Source organism: Proteus sp. fly-1008 (genome assembly GCF_040140305.1).
Taxonomy (GTDB): Bacteria; Pseudomonadota; Gammaproteobacteria; order Enterobacterales; family Enterobacteriaceae; genus Proteus; species Proteus vulgaris_B.
Genome location: NZ_JBEEWH010000002.1, coordinates 305,258 through 319,258, shown reverse-complemented (window position 1 = coordinate 319,258; position 14,001 = coordinate 305,258). Strand labels below are relative to the sequence as shown.

Here is a 14,001-nt window from a genome sequence, read left to right as displayed (position 1 = left end):
TGAAATTCCTGTGTTACGTTGATGTTAAAACAATTCTTAATGCTTATAATAGGGGCATTCGACAGACACAACCTAGTATGTCAGAAAATTAAGGATAAGAGGGCATTCATGACTGTTAGTACGCCATTATCACTTTATGAAGCCGCATTGACGCAAGGTGATTATCAACCTGATGATGTTCAGCGAAAAACTGTTCTCCATCTTCAACAGATATACCATGCATTATTAAAAGAGACTCCACCAGAAAAAAATTCGTTAACACAACGATTATTCGGGCGAATTCGCACAAAAAAACAGCTTGTTGCACCAGAACGTGGTTTGTATATGTGGGGTGGAGTGGGACGAGGTAAAACATGGCTTATGGATATGTTTTATCAAAGTTTACCAACAGAGCGAAAGTTGCGACTCCACTTTCATCGTTTTATGTTACGTGTTCAAGAAGAGCTAAAAAGCTTACAAGGACAAGAGGATCCATTAGAAATTATTGCTGATGGCTTTAAAGCACAAACAGATGTGCTTTGTTTTGATGAGTTTTTTGTTTCTGATATTACGGATGCCATGATTTTAGGTACGTTACTAGAAGCATTATTTGCTAGAGGGATCACTCTGGTCGCAACATCGAATATTCCTCCTGACGAGCTTTATCGCAACGGATTACAGCGCTCTCGTTTTTTACCCGCAATAGAACAAATCAAACATCATTGCGACATTTTAAATGTCGATGCAGGTATTGATTATCGTTTAAGAGCGTTAACACAAGCACATCTTTTTTTATCACCATTAAGTGATAAAAACCGTCAAGAAATGGAGAGAGTTTTTTCTCACTTAGTAACCACTGAACCACAAGCCGATGTTACTTTAACCATTAACCACCGGCCGATGAAAGTCAGAAAAGTCGCTAATGGTGTGCTGGCAGTTAATTTTACAACTTTATGTGTAGAAGCACGTAGCCAGCTTGATTACATCGAACTTTCTAAGCATTATCACACTGTTTTATTATATGAAATGACGCAAATGAACGCGTTAAATGAAGATGTTGCTCGTCGGTTTTTAGCATTAGTTGATGAGTTTTATGAACGTAGAGTGAAACTGATTATTAATGCCGATGTTGAAATGAATGCGATTTACCAAGGTGATTTTTTACAGTTTGAATATCAACGTTGTCTTTCTCGTCTACAAGAGATGCAAAGTGAAGAATATTTGGTGCAACCTCATCTCGCTTAATGTTTAATTCTTGAAGAAAGTCATCTTTCATTATGGTAGGATGGCGCAGGTTAAGTTGCTTGATGTTTTTTTATATGAAAATAGAAAGCATTAGGCAGCTTACAAACGCTCTGGAAAGGAACAATTCTTCTCTTCAGGTAGCAAGAATTTATCAGTCAAATCAGAAAAAAGTGCTAAATTCGTTTTTTTCGCTGAAATATTGAAAAAGAATTCAATTGTTTTTCAATTATGACTCGATTTTTTTTTCTGACTTCTCTATAATCTTGCGACCCCACGTTGCAGCAAGTTTTTTATTTCCCAAAAAACTCGCATTTTAGAGTCAGCAGTGCTACTCGAAGGGGTAGGTTTGCTGGACACAAGAGTCGTGTGAACCTCAATAGTATTTGAACCGAGCGTTCACCAACGTGTAACTAAACATTGGGTAATTTTCAATAATGAAAACTTTTACAGCTAAACCAGAAACCGTAAAACGCGACTGGTATGTTGTTGATGCAGACGGCAAAACTTTAGGCCGTTTAGCAACTGAAATTGCTAGCCGTTTACGCGGTAAGCACAAAGCGGAATACACTCCGCACGTTGATACTGGTGACTACATCATCGTTTTAAACGCTGAGAAAGTAGCCGTAACTGGTCACAAACGTACTGACAAAGTTTATTACCGTCATACGGGTCACGTAGGTGGTATCAAACAAGCGACTTTCGAAGAGATGATCGCCCGTAGTCCTGAGCGTGTAATCGAAATCGCGGTAAAAGGCATGCTGCCAAAAGGGCCACTGGGTCGTGCGATGTATCGTAAACTGAAAGTTTACGCAGGATCTGAGCACAACCATGCGGCACAACAACCGCAAGTTCTGGACATTTAATCGGGATAATAGGCAATGGCTGATAATCAATACTACGGCACAGGTCGCCGCAAAAGTTCTTCCGCACGTGTCTTCATTAAGCCAGGTAGCGGTAATATCGTAATCAACAAACGTAGCCTAGAAGTTTACTTCGGCCGCGAAACAGCACGTATGGTTGTTCGTCAACCGCTGGAATTAGTTGATATGCTGGGTAAATTAGATTTATACATCACTGTTAAAGGTGGTGGTATCTCTGGTCAAGCTGGCGCGATCCGTCACGGTATCACTCGTGCACTGATGGAATATGATGAGACTCTACGTTCTGATCTGCGTAAAGCTGGTTTCGTTACCCGTGATGCGCGTTCTGTTGAACGTAAGAAAGTGGGTCTGCGTAAAGCACGTCGTCGTCCACAGTTCTCTAAACGTTAATTTGTTATCTTTTAGATATCAATTTGATGTTGAAAACCCGTCTTCACAGGCGGGTTTTTTATTTTGATTAATTTGTGTTTATTGATAATAAAAACATAATCTTGTTAATGTATTGAGTCAATGGCCACGAAAATAGGCTTTATGTAAGATAACTGAACGATTAAAAAACCTATTTTTCGGATGTTTAATCTATATATATTCGTTTTTTGATATTATAATCTTACTTTTAAAGTAATCTGGCACATTATATTGAATTATTTGCATAAGCCCCCCTAAGTAACATGAATTCTGGTAGAATAACGGGCTTCGGTGTCTTTCTTACTCTAATTTCACAATGTTGCCGATGGTGTATCAACGATAGTGTCTGTTATTCATTTTAAAGCAATACCAAAATTATTATGACAATAATGATTGTTGAATGATTATTTTTGTATTACTTGATAATGATATGTGCCGCAAAGACAGGTGAGTTTTTAACCCTGTAGAATAAGATTATCCCGCGATAACACTTTTTATACAGGTAGTTACCCAATGTAGTTAATAACTTAGATATTTATTTAAGTTAACTGCGTTTGTGTGCTTGTCTTTTAGGAATGGGGAAATGGAAAAGGTATCGTGCCAATTCATTTCTTTAATTGATTAACTTGGAGGTTTTCATGGCTGTCGCTGCCAACAAACGTTCGGTAATGACTTTGTTTTCCGGTCCGACTGATATTTTCAGCCATCAGGTCAGAATTGTCCTAGCGGAGAAAGGTGTCAGTGTTGAAATTGAACAGGTTGAAGCTGGTAATCTTCCACAGGATCTTATCGATCTGAACCCTTACCAAAGTGTACCGACTTTGGTCGATCGTGAGCTGACTCTGTATGATTCACGTATCATCATGGAATACCTTGATGAGCGCTTCCCTCATCCTCCTTTAATGCCGGTTTATCCAGTTGCTCGTGGTAGCAGCCGTTTAATGATGCATCGCATCGAGCATGATTGGTATTCTTTAATGAACACCATTGAGAAAGGAACAGAACAACAAGCCAATGCAGCTCGTAAACAGTTAGCTGAAGAGCTACTGGCTGTATCGCCTGTGTTTAAAGAATATCCTTACTTTATGAGTGAAGAATTCAGCTTAGTAGATTGCTACTTAGCTCCGCTTCTATGGCGTTTACCAGTATTAGGCGTGGATTTAAGCGGTGCTGGTGCTAAAGATGTACAAATTTATATGCAACGTGTTTTTGAGCGTGATTCTTTCCTCGCCTCATTAACCGAAGCAGAGCGTGAAATGCGCTTACCTTCAAGAGGGTAATGAAGTATGGAGATCATGGATATGTCTCCGCGTCGTCCGCATTTATTACGTGCGTATTATGACTGGATCGTCGAAAACGAGTTAACACCACATTTAGTTGTTGATGTGAATATCGTCGGTGTTCAAGTTCCTATGGAATACGCACATGATGGTCAAATTGTACTAAATATTGCCTCTCGTGCTGTTGATGACCTTGAGTTAACGCTGTATCAGGTTTTATTTAGTGCAAGTTTTGGTGGCATACCTCGTAAAGTGCGAGTGCCTATGGCTGCTGTTATGGCTATTTATGCGAGAGAAAACGGCGCGGGAATGATGTTTGAGCCAGAACCTGCCTATGAATCTGGTGCATCATTACAGTTTGCTGAAGATGAAAGTGAAGAAAATACTTTAACGCCTGTTAATGAAGGCTTATCGCTTGTTACTGATGGTACGGCAGAAACCGATGCATCTTCACCGGATGATGATCCTGAGCCACCTCGCCCAACAGGCCGCCCGTCATTACGTGTTGTGAAGTAAGAGATCATCTTATTTGTATAATGGAAAGCCCAGTTTAAATAAACTGGGCTTTTTTTTGTGGTGAGCCGAGATGGCACATAGTGCTTTGATTGTCGCACCAAAAAAAAGCGCTCTATAGTAATATAGAGCGCTTTATTAAATTGTATCACTAAACTATTTCAGCAGTTCTTCTAAACAGCCAGTGTAAAGATTAACCGCGGTCATTAATTGTTTTTCATCGAAATCAAAGCCTGCTTGGTGGTGACCCGCAGTTCTATCGGCACCAACAACGAAATACAGTGATTTACCACCACAACGTTGTACGCGTTTTGCTAATACAGTCGCATCTTCACTACCCCCAAATGGGCGAGTGGCAACTGCGGTTAACTCTGCATGTTTACCAACGACTTTGGTCATGACATCAATGAGTTCTTGGTCATTTGTGAGGTCAACGGCTTCACCCATAATTTCGCTTTCCATTTCTAACTGGAAGCTATGCGCTGCACCTTCAGCCATACGTACTGCATTGGCAGCCATAAAACTGTTGATCTCTTCATTTTCACCGCGAACTTCAATTTGCATTTCAGCATTAGCTGGGGTGACATTACGGCCTTCACCGGCTTTTAATACACCGATGTTGATACGTGACATCCCTTTACCATGGCGAGAAATACCCAGCATTTGTGTTGCTGCGTGGCAAGCACCAGCTAACGCATTACGACCCAATTCTGGTTCTGCACCTGCGTGAGATGGCGCACCTTTAAAACGGAAGTCATATTTAGTAGTACATAAGAAATGTGTTGGGTTAATAACAATTTCACCACTATTTGCGATAAAGCCTAAGTGCGCACCTAAGAAGTAATCGGCATCATCTGCGATACCACTTTCAGCCATCGCACGAGCACCACGAACACCTTCTTCAGCTGGTTGGAATAAGATTTTAACTTTACCAACAACTTTATCTTTATTTTCAACTAACCAGTGAGCAACACCTAAACCGATAGAAATGTGTCCATCGTGACCACAAGCGTGCATTTCGCCAGCATGGCAAGAAGCAAAGTTCTCAGCGTGAGGACGATGTTTAGCTTCTGTTGCTTCGTTAACACCCACACAGTCGATATCAAAACGCAGAGCTACGGTTGGGCCGGCTTTACCGCTATCAAAGATAGCCACACAACCTGTTAGTTCTTTCATTTCATCAAGCAGGGCTTCATCAACTTTATGCTCTCTTGCAACCGCTAGGCCTTTTTCAACAACTTGACGACGGCGGCCAAAAGCAAACTCTTGATTGATAACGTCTGGGCCAACTTTAACTTCTAAACCTAAGCTACGTAATTCTTTGACGATTTTCGCTGTGGTTAAAAATTCTGACCAACCAATTTCTGGGTATTGGTGAAACTCACGACGCCATTTTATTAATTTTTCTAGTGTAATTGCTGACATATTCATTTCTCCACTTATAACATGAATAACGCAACAGCGATGACGCCGATAATCATACCTGGTGCAGTACGTTTTGCGATTTCCATAGGGTTAACATTTGCAAGACCAGCACAAACAATTGCTGCTCCTGCCAGTGGTGACATTGTACGACCTAATGCGCCAGATAACGCTGCGGCCATACCCATGTCTGGGATTTCATAACCAAATTGTGCAGCATGAGGTGTTACTGTTTCGTTGAATGCGAATGCTGCTGCGTCACCAGAACCTGTGATAATACCCATTAAGAATGGCCCTAAAGTACCACCCCAACGAGCAAATTCAGGAGAGTGAGTTAAGAAGTTGATGAACGCGTCGATTAAACCAGATGCTTTCAGACCTGCTGCGAATACGGCTGCTGCAATGATGATACCTAATACATCACCATAAGCATTACCCATACCTTTAAAGAACTCTTTAGTAATTTGAGCAGGGTTAGTTAATGTGATGAATAGGGCATAGATAGAACCAATTAACATTGCTGCTGGTACTGACAGTTTAAATGTACTGAAAGTCTCAAAGAATGGCAGGATCAACAGGATTAATGGAATGAAAGGTGCTGTTGCGTATAAATAGTTCGGGCGAATAGCTTCTGGTGTTGCCTGCGCTGATGAAGAAGATGCATCACCAGTAACAGAAGCCATTTTGAACTCTTTTTTCACTAAAGCGACAACAGCAAGCGAAACCGCAGCAATACCGCCAGCCATTAAGCTGTATGGGCTATGGCGAGCAATTAAGTCAACCACTTCCATATTAGCCATGTTAGCAACGAAGGCATTATGCGACATACCTGGGCTTAACATCGAACCGATAGTACCACATAACACGGCACCACCAGCGATAGCTGGGTGAATACGGGCCGCGATTAATAATGGGATTAATGTCGCTCCTACCGCCGCCGCACAACCTGCTGCTGAAGGGATTGCGATATTAATGAAATAAGTGACAATAACTGTTGCTGGAATAAGGAAGAAACCAAGACGAGTCATTACTTTTGATAATACGTGCACCAGATGCATATCACATTTGGTGTATTTCATAACATAAGCAAAACCCATACTCGCACAGATTGCTTGAATTAATGATGAAGACACCATGCGCTCACTAAATGCGGTAAACGCATCTAATGGGGATAGGCTTAAAATACAGAGTAATAAGCCCGCACCAATAAGCACCATTCGGGTTTCATATTTTTTTATTAGCAAATAGACAGTTACAATAATAACGGCTACTGCTATCAGTTGCATCACCATAGTGATCCCCTAGTTAATTATGACAATACTATTAATTGTGAAAACGAACCTAACATCAATAAATTATATTTTTCTGTAAAGTTATTAGGTGACTCCATTATGAAGTTGGTAGATTGACAATATTTGATTGTTATCAAATTTAATAGTCGAAATAAAATCTATTTTTTTAGACTGTGATGTTATTAACAAATGCTGTAAAACAATTATCATTAAAAGATGGCAGAAAAGTTAAATAAAAAGAGGCAAAGTAAAAAATACGAAAAGAAATTATATTTACTATAGAGTAAGAGTGTTATTTTGATACAAAAAAGAATATCTATTTTTATCAAAATATTATTTAATAATTTATATTAAATGGTAATGAGAATGATTATTTGATGAGATATTTTTATGATCCTTAAGTATTATTTATTTATAGCAATAAAGCATTAATAAAATTATCCCACTTAAATTAAATGGGATAATTAGTAAGAGAAATTGTTATTTTAAATATCAAAAACAAATGATATTTAACAGGATAAATACTGCAAAATACCTTCTGCCGCCTCTCTTCCCTCAGCTATTGCTGTCACTACAAGATCAGAGCCTCGAACAATATCTCCCCCTGCAAATACTTTAGGATTTGTTGTTTGATTTGATATTTCTTGATTGTTTGAAATAATAATTCGCCCTGAAGATGTATATTCAATATTATTTTCATCTAACCACGGATAATGTGCAGGTTTAAAGCCAAATGCGAGAATAACAGCATCGGCAGGTAATTCATGTTCACTACCTTCAATAGGAATTAATGTTTTATCATTTTTAGTTTTTATAACGCGAATACCAACCACTTTATTTTGATTATCGACTTCAATATCCATAGGTTGGAGATTAAATAAAAATTCACCTCCTTCTTCTTTGGCATTTTTCACTTCACGTTTAGAACCCGGCATATTGTTTTCATCACGGCGATAGACACAGGTAACTTTATTCGCTCCTTGTCGAATGGCTGTGCGAACACAATCCATTGCCGTATCACCCCCACCTAATACCACAACATTTTTATCTTTAAGGTCAATATAAGGTGTTTGAGGATCTTCGTTATACCCCATTAAATAACGAGTATTACCAATTAAATAAGGCAGTGCGCTATAAACCCCCTCTGCCTTTTCATTAGAAAAATGACCACTTAGGCTGTGATAAGTACCTAATCCAAGAAAAACAGCGTCATATTGCGTAATAAGAGTATCTAAAGTGATATCTTTACCAACTTCAGTATTAAGGCAAAATTCAATACCCATTTCACTAAATAGCTCACGACGTCGGATCATTAGCGACTTTTCGAGTTTAAAAGAAGGGATACCAAATGTAAGTAAGCCACCAATTTCAGAGTGCTTATCATAAACAACCGGTTTTACACCTTGTCGAATAAGAACATCTGCACAGGCAAGGCCTGCAGGGCCTGCACCGATAATTGCGACTTTTTTATCGGTCATTGTGACCTGAGAAAGATCGGGACGCCATCCTTGTGCTAAAGCGGTGTCGTTGATATAACGTTCAATATTGCCAATTGTAACGGCACCAAAATCATCATTGAGTGTACAGGCGCCTTCACAAAGCCTATCTTGAGGGCAAACTCGACCACAAATTTCCGGCAAACTGTTTGTTTGATGAGAAAGCTCAGCGGCTTCAATAATGCGCCCTTCATTTGCAAGCTTTAGCCAGTTCGGGATGTAATTATGAACAGGGCATTTCCATTCACAATATGGATTACCACAACCTAAACAGCGATCAGCTTGTGCTGTGGCTTGTTGCGGTGAAAAAGCCTCATATATTTCAACAAACTCAATTTTGCGAATAGCTAATGGTTTTTTGGTCGGCTCAATACGATTTAAGTCGATAAACTGATACACATTCTGACTCATAATATTCTCCTATTGTGCCTGAACGCGTAATTCAGCAGATGAACGGCGAGGATGACCAAGTAACGCATTGACATCACTGGATTTGGGCTTAACTAATTTAAAGTGTTGTGACCAATATTCCCACTGTGAAAGTAACATTTCACCTTGCTGTGAGCTTGTTAATCTTACATGCTCTGCAATCATGCCTCGTAAATGTTCAGCGAGAATGGCAAAGGATGCAACAGGAAGCAACTCAATAGATGAAGTATTGACTCGTTGTGATAATGTTGAATCTTCATCTAACAGATAGGCAAATCCACCTGTCATTCCTGCGCCAAAGTTAATACCGGTTTTGCCCAGAATGCAGACAATACCCCCCGTCATATATTCACAACCGTTATCGCCGACACCTTCAACCACTGCAATTGCACCAGAGTTTCTCACCGCAAAACGCTCGCCAGCTAAACCTGACGCATAAAGTTTTCCACCTGTAGCGCCATAAAGACAGGTATTACCCATAATCGTAGCGTGATGATTTTTAAAGGCAGAGCCAACAGGAGGGGAAACAATGATACGTCCTCCTGCCATGCCTTTTCCTACATAATCATTAGCATCGCCCACTAAGGTTAATTCAACACCTTGAGCATTCCAGACGCCAAAACTTTGGCCAGCTGTTCCTGTAAAATGAAGTTTAATCGGGGTTGCAGATAGGCCACTTTCGCCATATTTCTTAGCAATAATGCCAGATAATGTTGCGCCAACAGAACGGTCAGTATTACGAATATCAAAATAATACGTTTGGCTTTTTTGCTGCTCAACTGCTTGAATGGTTTGAGTAACAATGCGTTGGTTTAATTCGCCCTTATCATAAGTATTATTGTTTTCCTGACAATAAAGCGCATAACCTGATGGTGACGTTGCGGTTTCTAGCAATCCACCTAAGGAGAGTTTTTGTTGCTTACTGCTAACGCCTTCAAGGCATGAAAGCAGGTCGGTTCGACCAATTAAATCCGTGATTTTTCTAACACCGAGTAAGGCCATTAATTCACGAGTTTCTTGTGCAATAAAACGAAAGTAGTTAATAACGCGTTCTGGTAATCCGTGATAATGATTACGGCGGAGTGTTTCATCTTGGGTTGCAACACCCATTGCGCAATTATTTAAATGACAAATACGCAAATATTTACAGCCTAGTGCCACCATGGGGCCTGTACCAAACCCAAAACTCTCCGCGCCTAAGATAGCCGCTTTAATGATATCTAAACCTGTTTTTAATCCACCATCGATTTGTAAACGAATTTTATGACGTAGATTATTTGCCACTAGCGCTTGTTGTGTTTCAACCAAGCCTAATTCCCACGGGCTTCCAGCATATTTTACTGAGGTTAGTGGACTTGCTCCTGTCCCCCCGTCATAACCTGCAATAGTGATCAAATCGGCATAAGCTTTGGCAACACCAGTGGCAATAGTGCCAACGCCTGGTTCTGAAACCAATTTTACAGAAATTAGTGCCGTTGGGTTTATCTGTTTTAAATCAAAAATAAGCTGAGCTAAATCTTCAATAGAGTAGATATCGTGATGAGGAGGGGGTGATATTAGAGTGACACCGGGTACAGCATAACGCAGTTGCGCAATATAAGGTGTCACTTTATCTCCGGGAAGTTGCCCGCCTTCACCCGGTTTTGCCCCTTGTGCCACTTTGATTTGTAAAACATCAGCACTCATTAAATAAGAGGGAGTCACACCAAAGCGACCTGAAGCAATTTGTTTGATCCGAGAGACTTTATTGGTGCCGTAACGTGTCGGATCTTCGCCACCTTCTCCTGAATTTGAAAAGCCACCTAAGGTATTCATCGCTTCTGCAAGGGCTTCATGAGCTTCTCGGCTTAATGCGCCAATTGACATTGCCGCAGTATCAAAGCGTTTAAATAATTCGGTTTCAGGCTCGACTTCTTCAATTGAGATGGCTGTTGCCTTTTTATTAAGCACTAACATATCGCGTAATGTTGTTATTGGGCGTTGTTGCACAAGGTTTGCATAGTGCTGATAGTCAGTATATTCCCCACTATTTACAGCTTTCTGTAATGCTTGAACGACATCGGGGTTGTAGGCATGGTATTCACCTTTATGCGCATATTTTAATAATCCCCCCGTTTCTAAAGGATAACGAGTTAACCACGCTCGTTTTGATAGATTAAATAAGTCATGTTCAAAATCACTAAAGTCAGCGCCATTAATCCGATTATCAACACCTGCAAAACAGAGCTTAACAACGTTATCGTTTAATCCGACAGCTTCAAAAAGTTGAGAGCAACGGTAAGAGGCGACGGTTGAAATGCCCATTTTAGACATGATTTTATACAGGCCTTTATTTATACCATTACGGTAATTGAGCATCATTTGAGCATAAGAGCCTTGCAGGATTTTTTTATCAACACGTTGAGCTAAAGATTCGTAAGCAAGATAAGGGTAGATCGCGGTAGCACCAAATCCGAGTAAAACGGCGAAATGGTGTGGATCACGAGCACTGGCAGTTTCGACAATAATATTGGCATCACAGCGTAAGTTATTATCTACTAATGCTTTTTGTACTGCACCCACCGCCATAGGTGCAGGAATAGGTAGTCGCTCTTTAGCGATATTTCTATCTGATAAAATCAGTAAAACAGCACCGTTGCGGACTTCCTGTTGTGCTTTTACACATAATTGGCGCAAAGCTGTTTCTAGGTTAGATCCTATTGGTTGATACGTGATATCAAGATGAATAGCGCGGTAATAGGGACTTTCTTGATTAATAAGTTGTTGAAAATCGCTATAGAGTAAAATAGGGGATTTAAAACTGAGCCGATGAGCTTGGCCTTCAGCTTCGCAGAACACATTCATTTCACGTCCAATACATGTCGCTAAAGACATGACATGAGCTTCTCTTAATGAGTCTATTGGTGGATTCGTGACCTGTGCGAACTTCTGTCTAAAATAGTCATAAATAAGACGTGGACGTTGAGATAACACTGCAAATGGAGTGTCATCACCCATTGAACCTGTGGCTTCTTGTCCATTTTCTGCAAGTACATGCAAAATGTTTTCTAGCTCTTCTTGGCTATATGCAAATTGTTTTTGATACGTTGCTAATAATGTGTCATCAAAGGCTCGTTGGCCAGTTGCTTGTTGTTCTGGTAGTGCTTCAAATGGTGTTAAACGCTTAACGTTACGTTCAAGCCACAATTTATAAGGATGACGCCTTTTTAAATCTTCATCGGTTTCAGCTGAGTGTAAAATACGTCCATTATGAGTATCAATTACCATTAGTTCACCGGGGCCAACACGTCCTTTTTCTCGTACTTCATCAGGCTGATAATCCCAAATACCAATTTCAGAAGCACAAGTAATGATGTTATCTGTGGTGATCACATAGCGAGCGGGGCGTAAACCGTTTCTATCAAGAGTACAAGCTGCATAACGGCCATCTGATAACACAATACCAGCCGGACCATCCCAAGGCTCCATGTGCATTGAGTTAAAATCAAAAAATGCCCGCAAATCATCGTCCATTTGAGGATTATTTTGCCACGCAGGAGGAACGAGTAGTCGCATAGAACGAACAATATCCATACCACCATTGAGAAAAAGCTCTAGCATATTGTCGAGTGAACTTGAATCTGAGCCACTTTCATTCACAAAAGGAGCGGCACTTTGTAGATCAGGAATAAGTGGGGTATGAAATTTATAGGCACGGGCTCTGGCCCATTGGCGATTACCTGTGATGGTATTAATTTCACCGTTATGTGCTAAATAACGAAAAGGTTGGGCGAGTGGCCATCTTGGTGTGGTATTAGTGGAAAAACGCTGGTGGAATAAGCAAATTGAAGATTCCATGCGTAGATCAGCGAGGTCGGTAAAAAAACGCGGTAAATCGATGGCCATACAAAGGCCTTTATAAACCGTCACCAAATTGGAAAGGCTACAAATATAAAAATCACTGTCAGTGATACGCTTTTCAATTCGTCTACGGGCAATAAAGAGTCGTCTTTCAATATCACTTATCCGCCAGCCTGCAGGGGCATTAACAAAGACTTGTTCGATTAAAGGAAGCGAAGAAAGGGCAATGCTACCTAGAATATCTGTGTTGATAGGAACTTTACGCCAGCCAACAATAGAAAGCGTTTCACGTTGTAGCTCTTCTTCGACAATGAGACGGCATTGTGTGGCAATATTGGGATCTTGACTTAAAAATAGCATCCCTACTGCGTAGTTTTTTGCTAAATGCCAGCCTTTTTCTTGTGCAACTAATTGGAAAAAACGTTCTGGTTTTTGTAAGAGTAATCCGCAACCATCACCAGTTTTACCATCAGAAAGAATCGCGCCACGATGTTGCATTCTGGCGAGACCATGTATGGCATTTCTGACAATCTTATGGCTGGCTTGCCCTTCAATATGCGCGATCAATCCAAACCCACAATTGTCTTTTTCCTGTGTCTTTTGATAGAACATTTTTTGCTTCCTACTTAGTTTACTGGGCACCTCAAAAAAGAGCGCAAAGGAACGTTTTGGCTCAAAGTATGTAGGTAAATTTATGGGTACTCAGTCGGGTGATGTTGTGTTTGCCTAGCTTGATGTGTTTTTTATATTGCTATGCAATGCCTTTTCAACTTATCGATAAATAAAAATCAGGTCAATGTGTAGGGATATTTGACTGAGATAAAACAGATAAGGAAATTTTCATTTTAAAATATTGATTAATAACTAAATTATTCTATTTTAAAATAGTAAGGAAGTGATTTTTTAATGTGAGCTATATCACTTTATTTGAGCGGTTTAGCTTTATCTCATCCTTTAATGATAAAAACGGGTAGTGAGTTATTCTAATGGATATATTGATTTTGGAATTTTATTGTTTTTATACATTTTGTATAAAAAAAGACAAATTGAATTTTTCCTAATAAGGTCTATTTATCGTTGATATCTCTATTGTTTATGTTACTTGGTTTTGTATTATTTTTATGAATGCATATATCTCGGATAGGCTTGTTGAGAGAAAATAAACAGTTAAATCAAACAAAATAATGAAAAATAGCCTCTCTTAATTAGATTTCTG

Annotated in this window: 9 protein-coding genes; 5 read left to right on the top strand and 4 right to left on the bottom strand. The window is 39.8% G+C overall.

What is annotated here, in order from left to right:
• Window positions 1-108: 108 nt before the first annotated feature.
• The 5 genes from zapE (at window position 109) to sspB (ending at window position 4,309) form a co-directional block, all read left to right on the top strand.
• The gene (gene zapE / locus ABN256_RS05915; RefSeq protein WP_349439256.1) at window positions 109-1,224 is read left to right on the top strand and encodes a cell division protein ZapE; all 1,116 of its coding nucleotides are present in this window, start codon (window positions 109-111) and stop codon (window positions 1,222-1,224) included.
• A 434-nt stretch (window positions 1,225-1,658) separates the two neighbouring features.
• Window positions 1,659-2,087, top strand: a complete 429-nt coding sequence (gene rplM / locus ABN256_RS05910; protein WP_006535327.1) for a 50S ribosomal protein L13 — start codon at window positions 1,659-1,661, stop codon at window positions 2,085-2,087.
• Window positions 2,088-2,102: 15 nt separating this feature from the next.
• Complete coding sequence (gene rpsI / locus ABN256_RS05905; RefSeq protein WP_004245284.1) at window positions 2,103-2,495, top strand: 30S ribosomal protein S9; 393 nt, start codon at window positions 2,103-2,105, stop codon at window positions 2,493-2,495.
• 656 nt (window positions 2,496-3,151) lie between these two features.
• Entirely contained in the window at window positions 3,152-3,793 is a 642-nt protein-coding gene (gene sspA, locus ABN256_RS05900) for a stringent starvation protein SspA (protein WP_023582862.1), read from the top strand.
• A 6-nt stretch (window positions 3,794-3,799) separates the two neighbouring features.
• The gene (gene sspB / locus ABN256_RS05895; RefSeq protein ID WP_196554786.1) at window positions 3,800-4,309 is read left to right on the top strand and encodes a ClpXP protease specificity-enhancing factor; all 510 of its coding nucleotides are present in this window, start codon (window positions 3,800-3,802) and stop codon (window positions 4,307-4,309) included.
• Window positions 4,310-4,462: 153 nt separating this feature from the next.
• Here sspB and ABN256_RS05890 read toward each other — a convergent pair whose 3' ends face one another.
• From ABN256_RS05890 to gltB, 4 genes are all read right to left on the bottom strand, one after another.
• Window positions 4,463-5,731 carry an amidohydrolase gene (locus ABN256_RS05890; protein WP_072069755.1) on the bottom strand — a complete coding sequence of 423 codons (1,269 nt, stop codon included), beginning with the start codon at window positions 5,729-5,731 and terminating at the stop codon, window positions 4,463-4,465.
• A gap of 14 nt (window positions 5,732-5,745) precedes the next feature.
• A complete protein-coding gene (gene dcuC, locus ABN256_RS05885; RefSeq protein WP_072069754.1) occupies window positions 5,746-7,020 on the bottom strand; it encodes a C4-dicarboxylate transporter DcuC in 1,275 nt (424 codons plus the stop codon).
• Between the two features lie 509 nt (window positions 7,021-7,529).
• Complete coding sequence (locus tag ABN256_RS05880; protein WP_197269571.1) at window positions 7,530-8,927, bottom strand: glutamate synthase small subunit GltD family protein; 1,398 nt, start codon at window positions 8,925-8,927, stop codon at window positions 7,530-7,532.
• A gap of 9 nt (window positions 8,928-8,936) precedes the next feature.
• Window positions 8,937-13,397: a glutamate synthase large subunit gene (gltB, locus tag ABN256_RS05875; RefSeq protein ID WP_197269570.1), complete on the bottom strand. Its 4,461-nt coding sequence runs from the start codon at window positions 13,395-13,397 to the stop codon at window positions 8,937-8,939.
• Between the last annotated feature and the right edge of the window lie 604 nt (window positions 13,398-14,001).